This window comes from Arthrobacter sp. I3 (assembly GCF_000520575.1).
Lineage (GTDB): Bacteria > Actinomycetota > Actinomycetes > Actinomycetales > Micrococcaceae > Arthrobacter > Arthrobacter humicola_A.
Window position 1 is genome coordinate 38,322 of the sequence record NZ_KI914903.1, and the last position, 14,524, is coordinate 52,845.

Here is a 14,524-nt window from a genome sequence, read left to right on the forward strand (position 1 = left end):
GCGACGGCGGCCGGCCGCTGCCATAGGTACCCATGTCATGGAGCCGGGGCAGTGCCGGTAGACTTGTGGAGGCCGTGCTCTCGCATCGCCCTGCCCCGGCCCCGCCCAGACTCCACCCGTCGTGCCGCGGCATTCCCTGTTGTGAAAGGCCTTAGCTGCATTGATTACCGTCCAGGATCTCGAACTGCGCGCCGGCGCCCGCCTCCTCATGGACCAGGTGAGCTTCCGGATCGACAAGGGAGACAAGATCGGTCTGGTCGGCCGTAACGGTGCAGGCAAGACAACGCTGACCCGGGTGCTCGCGGGCGAGGGCCTGCCCGCCGCCGGCAAGGTAACCCGCACCGGCGAAATCGGCTACCTGCCGCAGGATCCGCGCACCCCGGACATGGAGCAGCTCGCGCGGGACCGGATCCTGTCCGTCCGCGGCCTGGACATTGCCGTCGGCAAGCTCCGCCTGGCGCACGAAGAGATGGCCAGCGAGGACCCCGCGGTCCAGCGCAAGGCGATGAACCGCTATGACCGGCTGGAATCCGAATTCCTGGCCGCCGGCGGCTATGCCGCCGAAGCCGAGGCGGCAGCGATCTGCTCGAACCTCGCCCTGCCGGACCGGCTGCTGAACCAGCCGCTCAAGACCCTGTCCGGTGGACAGCGGCGCCGCGTGGAGCTTGCGCGCATCCTGTACTCGGACGCCGAAACCATGCTCCTCGATGAGCCCACCAACCACCTCGACGCCGATTCCATCTCCTGGCTCCGTGAGTTCCTCAAGAACCACCAGGGCGGCCTGATTGTCATCAGCCACGACACCGAACTGCTCGAAGCGACCGTCAACAAGGTCTTCCTCCTCGATCCCAACCGCGCCCAGATCGACTTCTACAACATGGACTGGAAGCGCTACCTCAACCAGCGCGAAACGGACGAGCGCGCCCGCAAGCGTGAGCGGGCCAACGCGGAGAAGAAGGCGCAGGTCCTCATCGACCAGGCCAACAAGATGCGCGCCAAGGCCACCAAGGCCGTCGCCGCCCAGAACATGGCCAAGCGTGCCGAGCGCCTGCTCGGCGGCCTCGAGGCAGTGCGCGCGCACGACAAGGTGGCAGCCCTGCGCTTCCCGGACCCGTCGCCCTGCGGCAAGACCCCGCTCACCGCGGACGGCCTCAGCAAGTCCTACGGCTCGCTGGAGATCTTCACCGATGTCGACCTTGCCATTGACCGCGGGTCCAAGGTGGTCATCCTGGGCCTCAACGGCGCGGGCAAGACCACGCTGTTGCGGATGCTGGCCGGCGTCGACAAGCCGGACACCGGCGAAGTCGTTGCGGGCCACGGCCTGAAGGTGGGCTACTACGCGCAGGAGCACGAGACGCTCGACGTGGACCGCAGCGTCCTGCAGAACATGCGCTCCTCCGCCCCGGACATGAACGACGCGGAAGTCCGCAACATCCTGGGCTCGTTCCTGTTCTCCGGCGACGACGTCGACAAGCCCGCCGGTGTGCTCTCCGGCGGCGAGAAGACCCGGCTGGCGCTGGCCACCATCGTGGCCTCGAGCGCGAACGTGCTGCTCCTCGACGAGCCCACCAACAACCTGGACCCCGCCAGCCGCGCCGAAATCCTCGGGGCCCTGAGCAACTACACCGGCGCCGTCGTCCTCGTGAGCCACGATGAGGGCGCCGTCGAGGCGCTCAACCCGGAGCGTGTCGTCCTGCTTCCCGACGGCATCGAGGACCACTGGAACGAAGACTACCTGGACCTCATCACGCTGGCGTAAGCCACCCAACCGACCCGCAGCCGGGTCAGCGGACCGGCATCTCTTCCGCGCCCGTGATCCGGTGCAGGTCCGCGTAGCTGATGGAGAACATCGAGTTGTGGTCTCCGGCTCCCGCCCAGAGCACGCGGTGGGCCGACAACGACTCATCCAGCAGGGTCCGGATCTTCTCCGGGTGGCCTACCGGGGCGACGCCGCCGACCTCCTGGCCGGTGTGGGCCAGGACGAACTCGGGGGAGGCGCGGCGGATCTTGCCAGTGCCCAGCCGGTCCGCGACCTTGCGGACGTCCACCTTGGCCGCGCCGCTGGCCAGGATGAGCAGCGGAGTGCCCTCGAGCTCGAACACCAGGCTGTTGGTGATCGCAGCGACATCGCAGCCCAGCGCGGCGGCGGCCGCTGCCGCCGTCGGGACCTTCGCATCGAACACGGTCACGGTGTCCTGGGCGCCCAGGGCGGTGAGGGCACGCTTGACGTTGGCCACCGGGCCGGGAAGGGCGTCAGGGCTCACCGCTCAGAACCCCTGGGCGTCGAGGATGGCGTCTTCCTCTTCTTCCGCCGTCGCGTTCTTGCGCTTCCGCGGGGCAGGACGGCGGCGGGCCACCGGGCCGCTGGAGTGCAGGAACACGCCCTCGGCGGCTTCGGCTTCGGCGTCCTCCGCGTCGATCGCGGCGTTGCGGGCCTGCTGCCTGGCCGCGTAGCCGAACCCGACGAACATCAGCACGCCGAACGCGAACCATTGCAGGGAGTAGGACAGGTGGGTGCCTTCATCAGTGGTCGGTTTGGGGAACGGGAACGGCATGGCCTGCACCGACGGCGACTCGGAGGCCAGCTGTCCGTAGGCGCCCGTCAGCAGCGGATAGCCCAGCTGCGCGGAATAGGCGGAGAGGTCGATCGAGGCCAGCTGTCCGTCAGGGGCGCCGCGCTGCAGCTCGGGCTCGGCCGGCTTGAGGCGGGCAACCACCGTCACCGGCCCCTGCGGCGGGGCAGGCACTGAGTCGGGCCGTCCCGGGGTGTTGTTGCCGATGGGCAGCCAGCCACGGTCGATCACCACGGTTTCGCCGGACTGGAGCTTGAAGGGAACCACCACCTCGTAGCCGGGCTGGCCGTTGAGCGGGCGGTTGCGCACGATGCGCTGGCCGGCGGCGTCGTAGCTGCCCTTCAGTTCCACCTGGGTCCACTCCCGTTCCGCATTCAGCCGGCTGAACTGGTCCCGGACATCGGCGAACGGCACGGGGGTGGCCGAGTAGTTGGAGACCACCCGGTTGATTTCGGCCAGGGTCTCGGCGCGGCGGTCCATCTGCCACCGGCCCAGCCCAACGCAGCCGGCAGCGAAGATCGCGGCCAGCAACAAGTACCCCAGCCATTTACTGGAGAAGAGAAAGCGGTACATTCAGCCGATCCTGCCTGACTGGTCGAGAGGGGCGGCCACTGCCGGGAGGGGGACGGTCGCTGCGCCGAGGACCACAGTCTCTTTCCACAGTCCGCGCGTCTGGAGGTAGTCCTCAAGCCAGGCGCGGTGCTCCCCGCACGCCAGCCAGATCTTGCGCCGCTCCGGGGTGTGGATCTTGGGATTGTTCCACAGCAGCTGCCATTCCGCCGCCGCGCGGCAGGCTTTCCGCGAGCAGACGGTGCCCGGGGCCGCGGCCGTGTCCCCACCGGTCCCGGCCAGGTCAAAGAGATTCATGAAGCTGCCCGTCCGTGGTCGTCGTCGTTCTCATCTTCGATCAGCTCACCCTGCAGCAGCGTCCCTGAACCGTCTGCGCCGTCGCTCAGATCCTGCCCGTTTGGATCCTGCCCGGCGGGGCCCGCGGTGTCCGGTGCGTCCAGCTCTGCGAGCGGAGCATAGTCCAGGAGCGAGTCACTGTGGATTTCCGCCTTGTCGCTGCCGTTGGCGATCACCACCGCCACCCAGGGCAGGAAGACGGCGCCGGCAATCGGAAGGAGCTTGAACCAGCCATCCACGACAAAAATCAGGATCAGGCAGACCATGCGGATGCCCATGGCGATGGCATACTTCACCATCCGCTGGTGCATCTCGTCCGAGTGCGCAGCAGCGGCGTCGGTGATGCTGTGCACCTCGGTACCGCCGGACTCGGAGTCCGGCCTCCCGGGCACATGCGCACCGGGTCGGTTTTTGAGTGTCACGGCTGTCAGATCACGCTCCCAAGGCTTACTTCGATTCTCTCACCATCGGCGGAGCCGCCCAAACGGAAGCGCACCGGGCGCTAAGATCGGAGGCAGGAAAATTCCAGCCCCCAGCGCGGCCCTCCCTGCCGCAGAATCCCGGAGCCCCATATGACTGACACATCCACCACTGGCCGCAGCGTTCTGATCACCGGCGGAAACCGCGGGATCGGCCTGGCCATCGCCGAGTCCTTCCTGGCCAACGGCGACATGGTGGCCGTTACCTTCCGCAGCGAATCGTCGCTGCCCGAGGGCATCCTCGGCGTCAAGGCGGACGTCACGGACGAAGCGTCGGTGGACGCGGCGTTCGCGGAAGTCGAAGCCGCCCACGGCCCGGTGGAAGTCCTTGTGGCCAATGCCGGCATCACCAAGGACACGCTCCTGATGCGGATGAGCGAAGACGACTTCACCTCGGTGATCGACACGAACCTCACGGGCGCCTTCCGGGTGATCAAGCGGGCATCCAAGGGCATGATCCGCGCGCGCAAGGGCCGCGTGGTGCTGATTTCCTCCGTCTCCGGCCTCTATGGCGCGCCGGGCCAGATCAACTACTCTGCCTCCAAGGCAGGCCTGGTGGGCATCGCCCGGTCGCTCACCCGCGAGCTCGGCGCGCGCGGGATCACCGCGAATGTGGTCGCGCCCGGCTTCATCAACACCGACATGACGGCCGAGCTGCCCGAGGCCACGCAGAAGGACTACCTGACTAAGGTCCCCGCCGGCCGCTTCGCCGAGGCCTCCGAGGTCGCCAACGTCGTGCGCTGGATCGCCAGCGACGAAGCGTCCTACATTTCCGGTGCGGTCATTCCGGTCGACGGCGGCCTCGGAATGGGCCACTAGCCCCTACGCGGCAGGACGACGCAGGACACCTGCGGAGCACAGCGGACGACGGCGGATTCCGCCGTCGTCCGCTGTGCTGTGTCGGCTTGTTCTGCGTGCGCTTGTTCTGTGTCCGCTTATTCGGTGTCCGCTGTCTGTTGCAACCCGGACCGGGCCTCTGGAGACGCACAGTTTTCCGTGCCGGGTTCCGTGCCGGGAACCGTGCCGGGTTCCGCGCCGGGCCTTTTTGCCCTTGGCTCCGGGGCTCCTGGAGCGTGTAATGGGCTCACAGCCCCTGACCATGCCGCGGCAGGGGCGTGGACTCAGGAGGAAATCATGAGTGATCTCAGCAAATGGACGCCCTCGGACATGCTGGAACCGGTCCGCCGCTTCCTTGACGGTGATCTGTCCATAGCGCCAGGGATCAAGATCGAACAGTTCCAGGAGGGCACCACCCTGGTGGTGCGGGCGGAAGCGCCGGGGATCGACCCGGACCGGGACGTCGACGTCTCGGTCGGCGAGGGCGTGCTGAATATTGCGGTGGAGCGGCGGGAATCGTCCGAGCACAAGAGCAAGGACGGTTACCGCTCGGAGTTCCGCTACGGCCGGGCCGCCCGGAGCATTGCGCTGCCCGCGGGGGTGAGGGAAGAAGACATCACCGCCACGTACAAGGACGGCGTCCTGGAAGTCCGCGCACCGGCGCCCAAAGTTGTGACCGGTGAAGCGACGACGAAGATCCGGATCGACCGCGGCTGACCCAGCCCCGGCACGTCCAAGCCACGTGACGACGGAACTACGCCGCCGGGGCTTCTTTGTGGATGCTGAACAACTGTAATGGCGCGGTCCGCTGGCATGATGGATTGCAGACCCACAGTATTTGGACGTTTGGAACAAAGGAGCTCGTATGGGACTGCTGGAGAACAAGACTGCGATCGTGACCGGTTCGTCGCGCGGAATCGGCGCCGAAGTGGCCAAAATCCTCGCCGCCGAGGGTGCGGCCGTCGTCGTCAACTACCGCCAGAAGGCGCCGCGCGCCAACAAGGTTGTCGCCGAGATCGAAGCCGACGGCGGCCGTGCCGCGGCCATCGGGGCGGACCTCACCACCCAGGAAGGCGTCCAGGCCCTCGCCAGCGCCGCGATGGAGAACTTCGGTTCGCTCGACCTCCTGGTCCTCAACGCCTCCGGTGGCATGGAGACCGGCATGGAAGAGGGCTACGCGCTGAAGCTGAACCGCGACGCCCAGGTGAACATGCTCAACGCCGCCGTCGCGCTCATGCCCCACGGCTCGCGCGTGGTCTTCGTGACCAGCCACCAGGCCCACTTCATCGACACGGTGCCCACCATGCCCGAGTACGAGCCCGTGGCCCGCAGCAAGCGTGCCGGCGAGGACGCACTCCGGGCACTGGTCCCGAACCTGGCCGAGAAGGGGATCACGCTCGTGGTCGTCTCCGGCGACATGATCGAGGGCACCGTCACGGCCACCCTGCTTGACCGGTCCAACCCCGGCGCCATCGAGGCACGCCGCGCAGAAGCCGGCAAGCTGTACTCGGTCAAGGAGTTTGCCGCGGAGGTCGCGAAGATGGCCTCGGCCGACGTCGAAACCGGCCACACCGAATACGTCGGCGGTGCGGATTATTTCGGTAAGACCGCAGACCAGGCAGCGGATAAGAGCTCCAGCTAGGCGCAGCCCGCCACGCGCGCCGGGATGGCGCGTCGGGAAGGCACGTCCCGGCAATGTTTTGACTAAACATTGCCGGGACGTGCCTTCCCGGTTAATCCATCAGACTCCGGCGATGTACCGCACGGCGTCGAGATAGGGAAGGTTGACGGCGGCGTCCGCGGCAGCGCGGACGGCCGGCTTCGCGTTGAAGGCGATGCCGATCCCGGCGGCGCCCAGCATGTCGAGGTCGTTCGCGCCGTCGCCCACGGCGATCGTGTGTTCCATCGGGATGCCCTCGGCCGCAGCCCATTCGCGCAGGTACTTCTCCTTGGCCGCCCGGTCGATCACGTCGCCGAGCACCTTGCCGGTCAAGGCGCCGTCGACAATTTCGAGTTCGTTCGCGATCCAGTAGTGCAGCCCCAGGTCTTCGGCGATCGGCCGGAGGATCTGGTTGAAGCCGCCGGAAACGACCGCCACGGCATGGCCGGCGGCCCGGAACGCCGCCACCAGCTCGGCGGCGCCCTCGGTCAGCCTGACCTCGGCGCGGACCGACTCGACGACGTCCGCGGGCAGCCCCGCGAGGACCGCCACCCGGGCGTGCAGGCTCTGGGCGAAGTCCAGCTCGCCGCGCATGGCCGCCTCGGTCACCGCCGTTACTTCCTCGCGCTTGCCGGCGTAGGCGGCCAGCAGCTCGATCACTTCCTGCTGGATGAGGGTGGAATCCACGTCCATGATGAGGAACTTCCGGGGCGCGCTGCGCAGTGCTGCCGGAACCAGCGCCGTGTCGACGCCCTCGATGCCGGCGGCCGCCAGGGCACGGCGCGCACCGTCCAGGCGGGCTTCCGCAACCGCGGCGGCTGTGGCGGCGCCGGCAGTCCGTCCGTCCCGTCCGGCGTCTTGGCGGCTGTCCGCTCCGCCGGCCTGGGAGGCGCCCTGGGAGGCGTCCAGTGAGGCGCCATGCACGCTGTCCAGGGCGCAGTCGACGGCGTACACCTCGAAGCGGGCGTCGCCGGTCCGGGTTTCCGCCCCGACGCCCAGCCCGGCGGCCGTCAGGAGCGAACGCAGCCGCTGGATGTCGGGAAGGGACAGTTTCAGGCCGTAGCTCACTGCGGTCACGTTCGAACTCATGGCCTCAATCCTAGCGAGCGGGCCGCGGGCGGCCCGAATTCGTTGCGCCCGGGCAGGCGCCGCGTGACGCTCCACGGCAGGGCGCGGCGCCGGTTATCAGTCGCCCGCTTTTTTGTCCTAGTGTCTACTCCTATGAGTGATGTTCTTGAAATGGCCGGGGTCAGTGTTGTACGTGGGGCGAAGACGCTCCTGGACAAGGTCGACTGGCAGGTCAAAGAGGGCGAACGCTGGGTGATCCTGGGCCCCAACGGCGCCGGCAAGACCACACTCCTCCAGCTGGCCGCGGCCCGCATCCACCCGACCTCCGGAATGGCCGGCATCCTCGAGGAAGTCCTCGGCGCCGTCGACGTCTTCGAGCTCCGCCCCCGGATCGGGCTGTCCTCCGCTGCGCTGGCCAGCCAGATCCCCGAGCACGAGAAGGTCCTCAACGTGGTGGTCACCGCCGCGTACGGCGTGACCGGCCGCTGGCGCGAGGGCTACGAGAAGGACGACGAGCGGCGCGCCTTCGGGCTGCTGAACGAGTGGGGGATGGGCCCGCTGCTCAACCGCCCCTTCGCCTCGCTTTCCGAGGGGGAGCGCAAGCGCGTCCAGATTGCCCGAGCCCTCATGACCGATCCCGAGCTCCTGCTCCTGGACGAACCGGCCGCGGGGCTCGACCTCGGCGGCCGCGAGGACCTGGTCCAGCGCCTGAGCGAACTCGCCCGCGACGACGCCGCCCCGGCGATCGTCCTGGTCACCCACCACCTCGAAGAAGTGCCGCCGGGCTTCACGCACGCGATGCTCATGCGCGACGGCGGCGTCGTGGCTTCCGGCCCGCTGCCGGAGGTCCTCACGGCGGAAAACCTCAGCGAAACGTTCGGCCTGCCGCTGGACGTCAGCGTCAACGCGGGCCGGTACACCGCGACCGCCAGCCGCTGACGGGGCCGCTGACCGCGCGTGGAGCTCCTCAATAGCGCCCTCATATTCTTCGCCGGGCTGTGGGCGGGCACCATCAACAGCGTCGTCGGATCCGGCACCCTGGTCACGTTCCCGGTGCTGATCGCCCTGGGCTACGCCCCCGTCACGGCCTCCATCAGCAACGCCATGGGGCTCGTGGCCGGCAACGCCACCGGCGCCTGGGGCTACCGGAAAGAACTCGAGGGCCGCGGCAAGCAGCTGCTCCGGCTCCTGCCGGCCTCGCTGCTGGGTGCCGTCACCGGCGCCTATCTGCTGTTGCACCTGCCCGAGAAAGTCTTCTACTACGCCGCCCCCGTCCTGATCGTGCTGGCCCTGCTGATGGTGGTCTTCCAGCCGCGGCTGCAGCGGTGGGTGAGGAACCGCGAGGAGAACCCCGAGCACGCGATCCGGGACCGCCGCCACGGTGTCCTGCTCGTGGTGCTGGTGTATCTCGCCGGCGTCTACGGCGGCTACTTCGTGGCGGCCCAGGGCATCCTGTTAGTCGGCATCCTGGGCGTGTTCATGACCGGGACCATCCAGAACGCCAACGCGATGAAGAACTTCCTGGTCCTGGGCGTGAACGTGGTGGCCGCCGCCTCCTACCTCCTGTTCGCCTTCGACCGGATCGACTGGGGTGTGGTCGGGCTGATCGCCGTGAGCTCCCTGATCGGCGGCGTGATTGGCTCCAGGGTGGGGCGCCGGCTCTCCCCGGCGGTCCTGCGCGGGGTCATCTTCACCCTGGGCCTGGTGGCGCTGGGGTTCATGATCGCCAACCTGTTCAAATAGCCCTTCCAACAGCCTCCCAGGAATGACCTGCCCGTGACCTTTCACTTTCTTGAATCCGCCGACGACCCCCGGGTTGCGGACTACACGCAGCTCACGGACGTGCACCTGCGCAAAATCCGGGAACCCGCGGAGGGGCTGTACATCGCCGAGTCCTCCCGCGTCCTGCGCCGGGCCCTGGCCGCGGGGCACCGGCCGCGGTCCTTCTTCCTGGCCGAGAAGTGGGCCGGGGACCTCGCCGATGTCTTTGAGCAGTACCCGGAGGTCCCGGCCTACATCGGCCCCGCGGCTCTGCTGGAGCAAATCACCGGCTTCCACCTGCACCGCGGCGCCATGGCCGCCATGCACCGGCCCGCCCCGGTGCCGCTGGCGGACCTGCTCGCCGGAGCCCGCCGGGTTGCGGTGCTGGAGGACATCGTGGACCACACGAACGTCGGGGCCATTTTCCGCTCGGCTGCGGCCCTGGGCGTGGACGCCGTCCTGGTCTCGCCGCGCTGCGGGGATCCGCTCTACCGCCGCAGCGTGCGGGTCAGCATGGGCACCGTGTTCCAGGTGCCGTGGGCCCGGCTGGAGGACTGGGCGGAAGGCTTGGCCGCGCTGCAGGAGCAAGGCTTCACCGTGGCGGCCATGGAGCTCACGGAGGACGCGGTGGACCTCGACGTGCTCGCGGCGCGCCGCCCGGAGCGGCTGGCCCTGGTGCTTGGGACGGAAGGCGCGGGCATGAGCGAAGGAACCCTGGCCGCCGTCGACCTCGCCGTGAAAATCCCGATGCGCCCGGGCGTCGATTCGCTCAACGTCGCCGCGGCGTCGGCGGTGGCGTTCTGGGAGCTCCGCCCGAAGGACTGAGGCGCCCTGCATCGTGCGGCGGCCGCGCCGCGCTGACGTGCGCCAATGCTGTTCGTCAGCGGTCCGGGGATCGGCTATCATTGATAGCTGGCCGTCCGGTGCTTTCCGCCGGCCATCCCACTCATACCTGGCAACTGGCAAAATCCAGTTGTGCGAACAAAGGTCCAATTATGAAGTCTAATACTCACCCGAAGTACGAAGCTGTTGTTTTCAACGACCTGGCTTCCGGCGTCAAGTTCCTGACCAAGTCCACCGTGTCTTCTTCGAAGACCATCGAGTGGGAAGACGGCAACACCTACCCGGTCATCGACGTCGAAATCTCCTCTGAGTCCCACCCGTTCTACACGGGCAAGCAGCGCATCATGGACTCCGCAGGCCGCGTCGAGCGCTTCAACGCTCGCTTCAAGGGCTTCGGCGGCAAGAAGTAACTTTCTTCCCCAAGGTCTTATGGAAAGCCCGCACCGGCAACGGTGCGGGCTTTCTGCGTCTCTGCTGCCCTTCCGGCTGACCGGGTGACCCGGGTTCCCGGGTTCCCGGACGCATGCGGCAGGATGGAGGTCATGACATCCCATCCTGCGGCCACCGCTCCCAGCCCCGACGACGACGGCGGCGGCCGTCACCACGGCGAGTACAAGGTCCCGGGCGGCAAGCTCGTGGTCGCCGACTTCGACGTCGTCGACGGCGTCCTGGCCCACGTCTCGCTGAGCGGGGACTTCTTCCTCGAACCCGACGAGGCGCTGCCGGAGATCAACCGGGCGCTCACCGGGTTGCCCGTCGAGACGAGCGCCGCGGACATCGCGGACGCCGTGACGGAGGCGCTGCCCGAAGGCACCGTGCTGTTCGGTTTTTCTGCCGACGCCGTCGCCGTCACCGTCCGCCGCGCCCTGGCGAAGGCCACCGGCTGGGCGGACCACCACTGGAACATCATCGCCCCGTCCGTCCTCCCCACCCACGTCAACGTCGCCCTGGATGAGGTCCTCACCGAGGAAGTCGGCGCCGGGCGGCGCAATCCCACCCTGCGGTTCTGGGACTGGGAGGAGCCCTCCGTGGTGATCGGCAGCTTCCAGTCCGTCCGCAACGAACTCCACCCCGAGGGCGTGGCCCGGCACGGCATCAGCGTGGTCCGGCGGATCAGCGGCGGGGGAGCGATGTTCATGGAGGCCGGGAACTGCATCACCTACTCGCTGTACCTCCCGCAGACCCTTGTGGACGGCATCAGCTTTGCGGACTCCTACCGCTTCCTCGACGCCTGGGTAATGGCGGCCCTGGAAAAGGTCGGCATCAGCGCCTTCTACGTTCCGCTCAATGACATCGCCACCGAGCACGGCAAGATTGGCGGCGCCGCGCAGAAGCGGCTCGCCAACGGCGGCATGCTGCACCATGTCACCATGAGCTACGACATTGACGCCGACAAGATGGTGGAGGTTCTGCGGATCGGCAAGGAGAAACTGTCCGACAAGGGCACCAGGAGCGCCAAGAAGCGCGTGGATCCGCTCCGCCGCCAGACCGGCCTGGCCCGCGCCGAAATCGTTGCAGCGATGATGGACGTCTTCGCCGAACGCTACGGCGCGACACCGTCCGTCCTCACCGACGCCGAGCTGGATGCAGCCCGCCGCCGCGTGGAGACCAAGTTTGGCACCGCGGAGTGGCTGCACCGGGTCCCCTAACGGCCAGTTCCATAGCGGCCCGGTCTACCCCATCGATTGCTCCATAGCTGCCGTTTTCGGCCGTCAAAAGGGCCGTTACGGAGCGGTCGATGGCGCCTGGGCCGGTGCCGTCAGAGCCTGCGCCCTGAGGGAACGGTGCAGCTGGCTGCGCTGTTCGATGATGATCCGGCGCAGGGCACGCGGCGCATCAGGGTGGGCGGCCAGCCACTGGTCGGTGCGGACGATCACGGCGTGGGTTTCGGGCGTTCCGCCGTCCAGGTCCTGTGCCGCGGGGTAGAAGCCGCGGATAATCCGGCTGGCGATCTCGATGCTCCGGTCCGCCCAGACGTCCTCGAGGGATTCGAAGTACGGGTCGATGAACCCGGCCAGCAGGGAGGCCGCGCCGGTGTTGAACCCGGCAATCGTGGCGCCGAGGAGCTGGTTGGACAGGCCGGTGCCGTGGACGGCGGCCTCCCAGGCGGCCGCCTTGACGGCTGCCTCGGGGCGCGCGGCGAGAGCCATGGCGTGCCCGGACTTGCCTGCCGCCGTGTTGTCCCGGGCGAGTTCCTGGTCGAGCTGCTCCTGCGAGGCCTGGCCGTTGGCCGCCATGGCATGCCAGAGATTCCAGCGCAGTTCGGCGTCCACGGCGAGGCCTTCGATTACCGTGCTGCCGTCCAGGATGCCCCGGAGCAGGCCCAGCCGGCCGGCGTCGTAGCGGCTGGTTGCGGCAAGGGTCCGGGCCCAGGCCAATTGCTGGTCGGAACCCGGGGCTGCCGCCTGCAGCTGTTCGGCGGCCGTGGTGAGGAAGCCGTGGCGCACGGCATCGCGCGGGCCCCGGGGCACGTAGCGTTCCACCGCCGTCGAGGCATTGCCCAGCACGTTGAGGAGGACGCCGATGCCCGGCTCCGCGGGCCCGAAGCGCTCGACGGCGTCGACATAGAGTGCGGCCGGTGTGACGGCATCCCGGGCGGAGTCCCACAGCGCCGTCCAGCACAGCGCCCGCGCCATGGGGTCATCCAGCTTGTCCAGGGAGCCGCGGACAGTGGCCTCGGAATGCGGGTCCAGCCGGACCTTGGCGTAGCTGAGGTCCTCGTCATTGACCAGCAGCAGCGCAGGCCGCGGTTTGCCGGCCAGAGCGGTCACGTCGGTCCGGGCGCCGCGGACATCGGTCTCGACGCTGTCCGTGCGGACCAGGGCGCCGGCGCCGTCGAAATCGTAGAGGCCGATCCGCAGCCGGTGCGGGCGGGGCTCCTGCCGGCCGGTGGTGGGATCCACGGCGTCCTGCAGGACGGTGACGGAGCTGAGCGCGCTGCTGACTTCGGTGGATTTGGTGATCTCGCTGGACAGGGTGGAGATGCCGGAGGTCTGGAGCCATTGGCGGGCCCATTCGCTGAGGTCGCGGCCGGACGCCGCGCTCAGGGCGGCCAGCAGTTCGGCGAGGGTGGTGTTTCCGTAGGCGTGGTCCCGGAAGTACTGGCGGGACCCGGCGATGAAGGCCTCGAACCCGACGTAGGCCACCAGCTGCTTGAGCACCGAAGCGCCCTTGGCGTAGGTGATGCCGTCGAAGTTCTGCTTAGCGGCTTCCAGGTCCGGGATGTCGGCGACGATCGGGTGGGTGGTGGGCAGCTGGTCCTGGACGTAGGCCCACGCCTTGCGGTTGTTGGCGAAGTTCACCCAGGCCGTGTCCCAGTCCGTGGTCCGGTCCACGCCGAGGGTGCCCATGTAATCCGCGAAGGATTCCTTGAGCCACAAATCATCCCACCACTTCATGGTGACGAGGTCCCCGAACCACATGTGCGCCATCTCGTGCAGGAGCGTGTTGGCGCGGGCCTGGTACTGCGAATCGGCGGCCCGGGAGGTGAAGACGTAGCTTTCGGTGAAGGTCACCAGGCCCGGGTTTTCCATGGCGCCGAGGTTGTACTCGGGGACGAACGCCTGCTCGTATTTGCCCCACGGGTAGGGGAAATCAAAGAGTTCGTTGAAGAAGGACAGCCCGTTCCTGGTGAGGCGGAACAGGGCGTCGGTGTCGAAGGATGCGGCCATGGAGGCGCGGCAGTAGAGCGCCAGCGGTATGTCCAGAACGGTGCCGTCGGCGAGCGTGCCGCGCCAGGCGTCCTCGGCCTTGAAGTACGGTCCGGCGAGGACGGTGGTGATGTAGGTGGACATCGCCTTGGTCGGCGCGAAGTCCCAGCGGCTCGTGGCGGGATCACTCGTCAGTTGGGTGCGCAGCACCTCGGCGCCGTTGGAGGACACCTGCCAGGCGGAGGGGGCCATGACGTGGAAGGTGAACTCGGCCTTCAGGTCGGGCTGTTCGAAGTTCGCGAACACCCGGCGGGCGTCGGCGGGTTCATACTGCGTGTAGAGGTAGCACTGGCCGTCGGCGGGATCGACGAAGCGGTGCATGCCTTCACCGGAGGTGCTGTACAGGGCGGTTCCCGTGATGGTGACCTGGTTCTCCGGCTGCAGGTTCTCGAGCCGGATCCGGGAACCGTCCACGACGTCGGCGACGGCGAGTCCCTTGCCGTTGAGGAAGACGCTGTGCACGCTGCCGGCGATGAAATCCACGAAGGTCGTCGCCCCGGGTTCGCTGGCCGAGAAGGAGATGATGCTGCGGCTCGTGTAGCCGGCGACGTTCGGGTCGGCCGCCTGCCGGACGTCAAGGGAGACATCATAGCTGTGAGTGGTGATGAGGGCGGCGCGGTCCGCGGCCTCGTCGCGGCTCAGATTCTGGTTTGACACCCCGCTATCTAATCACGGGAGCGTGTGTGC

The 14,524-nt window shown here is 68.1% G+C and carries 15 protein-coding genes; 9 read left to right on the forward strand and 6 right to left on the reverse strand.

Annotated features, from left to right (window positions below):
* Positions 1 to 160 precede the first annotated feature (160 nt).
* Positions 161 to 1,759 carry an ABC-F family ATP-binding cassette domain-containing protein gene (locus Y706_RS0103835; RefSeq protein WP_028275532.1) on the forward strand — a complete coding sequence of 533 codons (1,599 nt, stop codon included), beginning with the start codon at positions 161 to 163 and terminating at the stop codon, positions 1,757 to 1,759.
* A gap of 25 nt (positions 1,760 to 1,784) precedes the next feature.
* On the opposite strand, the gene Y706_RS0103840 is transcribed toward Y706_RS0103835, so the two are convergent.
* The 4 genes from Y706_RS0103840 to Y706_RS0103855 are packed head-to-tail and all read right to left on the reverse strand — an operon-like array spanning position 1,785 to position 3,901.
* Positions 1,785 to 2,264 carry a YbaK/EbsC family protein gene (locus Y706_RS0103840; protein WP_043434662.1) on the reverse strand — a complete coding sequence of 160 codons (480 nt, stop codon included), beginning with the start codon at positions 2,262 to 2,264 and terminating at the stop codon, positions 1,785 to 1,787.
* A gap of 3 nt (positions 2,265 to 2,267) precedes the next feature.
* Entirely contained in the window at positions 2,268 to 3,146 is an 879-nt protein-coding gene (locus tag Y706_RS0103845) for an SURF1 family cytochrome oxidase biogenesis protein (RefSeq protein WP_028275534.1), read from the reverse strand.
* Positions 3,147 to 3,440 carry a hypothetical protein gene (locus Y706_RS0103850; RefSeq protein WP_028275535.1) on the reverse strand — a complete coding sequence of 98 codons (294 nt, stop codon included), beginning with the start codon at positions 3,438 to 3,440 and terminating at the stop codon, positions 3,147 to 3,149. It abuts the gene before it with no gap.
* Positions 3,437 to 3,901, reverse strand: a complete 465-nt coding sequence (locus Y706_RS0103855; protein WP_028275536.1) for a DUF3099 domain-containing protein — start codon at positions 3,899 to 3,901, stop codon at positions 3,437 to 3,439. The genes Y706_RS0103850 and Y706_RS0103855 overlap by 4 nt, the downstream gene beginning before the upstream one ends.
* A 150-nt stretch (positions 3,902 to 4,051) precedes the next feature.
* Between Y706_RS0103855 and fabG the strand changes: the two genes are divergently transcribed.
* The 3 genes from fabG to Y706_RS0103870 all read left to right on the forward strand — a co-directional run bounded on the left by fabG (position 4,052) and on the right by Y706_RS0103870 (position 6,437).
* Positions 4,052 to 4,777, forward strand: a complete 726-nt coding sequence (gene fabG, locus Y706_RS0103860; protein WP_028275537.1) for a 3-oxoacyl-ACP reductase FabG — start codon at positions 4,052 to 4,054, stop codon at positions 4,775 to 4,777.
* 315 nt (positions 4,778 to 5,092) lie between these two features.
* Positions 5,093 to 5,512 (forward strand): Hsp20/alpha crystallin family protein, encoded by a 420-nt coding sequence (locus tag Y706_RS0103865; RefSeq protein ID WP_028275538.1) that lies wholly within the window; start codon positions 5,093 to 5,095, stop codon positions 5,510 to 5,512.
* 148 nt (positions 5,513 to 5,660) lie between these two features.
* The gene (locus tag Y706_RS0103870; protein WP_028275539.1) at positions 5,661 to 6,437 is read left to right on the forward strand and encodes an SDR family oxidoreductase; all 777 of its coding nucleotides are present in this window, start codon (positions 5,661 to 5,663) and stop codon (positions 6,435 to 6,437) included.
* 99 nt (positions 6,438 to 6,536) lie between these two features.
* On the opposite strand, the gene serB is transcribed toward Y706_RS0103870, so the two are convergent.
* Positions 6,537 to 7,544, reverse strand: a complete 1,008-nt coding sequence (gene serB / locus Y706_RS0103875; RefSeq protein ID WP_028275540.1) for a phosphoserine phosphatase SerB — start codon at positions 7,542 to 7,544, stop codon at positions 6,537 to 6,539.
* Between the two features lie 132 nt (positions 7,545 to 7,676).
* Here serB and Y706_RS0103880 point away from each other — a divergent pair, with 132 nt between their 5' ends.
* The 5 genes from Y706_RS0103880 (at position 7,677) to Y706_RS0103900 (ending at position 11,776) form a co-directional block, all read left to right on the forward strand.
* Complete coding sequence (locus Y706_RS0103880; protein WP_026266341.1) at positions 7,677 to 8,462, forward strand: ABC transporter ATP-binding protein; 786 nt, start codon at positions 7,677 to 7,679, stop codon at positions 8,460 to 8,462.
* An 18-nt stretch (positions 8,463 to 8,480) separates the two neighbouring features.
* Entirely contained in the window at positions 8,481 to 9,266 is a 786-nt protein-coding gene (locus tag Y706_RS0103885; protein WP_028275541.1) for a sulfite exporter TauE/SafE family protein, read from the forward strand.
* Between the two features lie 33 nt (positions 9,267 to 9,299).
* Entirely contained in the window at positions 9,300 to 10,109 is an 810-nt protein-coding gene (locus tag Y706_RS0103890) for a TrmH family RNA methyltransferase (protein ID WP_028275542.1), read from the forward strand.
* A 170-nt stretch (positions 10,110 to 10,279) separates the two neighbouring features.
* Positions 10,280 to 10,537 (forward strand): type B 50S ribosomal protein L31, encoded by a 258-nt coding sequence (locus Y706_RS0103895; RefSeq protein WP_018772953.1) that lies wholly within the window; start codon positions 10,280 to 10,282, stop codon positions 10,535 to 10,537.
* A 132-nt stretch (positions 10,538 to 10,669) separates the two neighbouring features.
* Complete coding sequence (locus Y706_RS0103900) at positions 10,670 to 11,776, forward strand: lipoate-protein ligase LplAB (protein ID WP_043434665.1); 1,107 nt, start codon at positions 10,670 to 10,672, stop codon at positions 11,774 to 11,776.
* A gap of 75 nt (positions 11,777 to 11,851) precedes the next feature.
* Here the strand turns inward: Y706_RS0103900 and pepN are convergent, their stop codons facing one another.
* Positions 11,852 to 14,494: an aminopeptidase N gene (gene pepN / locus Y706_RS0103905; protein ID WP_028275544.1), complete on the reverse strand. Its 2,643-nt coding sequence runs from the start codon at positions 14,492 to 14,494 to the stop codon at positions 11,852 to 11,854.
* Positions 14,495 to 14,524 lie beyond the last annotated feature (30 nt).

Excerpts from the sequence above, each read along its gene's own strand:
- Y706_RS0103870 (WP_028275539.1), top strand. The coding sequence starts at position 5,661 with ATGGGACTGCTGGAGAACAAGACTGCGATCGTGACCGGTTCGTCGCGC.
- fabG (WP_028275537.1), top strand. The coding sequence starts at position 4,052 with ATGACTGACACATCCACCACTGGCCGCAGCGTTCTGATCACCGGCGGA.
- serB (WP_028275540.1), bottom strand. The coding sequence starts at position 7,544 with ATGAGTTCGAACGTGACCGCAGTGAGCTACGGCCTGAAACTGTCCCTT.
- Y706_RS0103880 (WP_026266341.1), top strand. The coding sequence starts at position 7,677 with ATGAGTGATGTTCTTGAAATGGCCGGGGTCAGTGTTGTACGTGGGGCG.
- Y706_RS0103900 (WP_043434665.1), top strand. The coding sequence starts at position 10,670 with ATGACATCCCATCCTGCGGCCACCGCTCCCAGCCCCGACGACGACGGC.
- Y706_RS0103895 (WP_018772953.1), top strand. The coding sequence starts at position 10,280 with ATGAAGTCTAATACTCACCCGAAGTACGAAGCTGTTGTTTTCAACGAC.
- Y706_RS0103865 (WP_028275538.1), top strand. The coding sequence starts at position 5,093 with ATGAGTGATCTCAGCAAATGGACGCCCTCGGACATGCTGGAACCGGTC.
- Y706_RS0103845 (WP_028275534.1), bottom strand. The coding sequence starts at position 3,146 with ATGTACCGCTTTCTCTTCTCCAGTAAATGGCTGGGGTACTTGTTGCTG.
- Y706_RS0103850 (WP_028275535.1), bottom strand. The coding sequence starts at position 3,440 with ATGAATCTCTTTGACCTGGCCGGGACCGGTGGGGACACGGCCGCGGCC.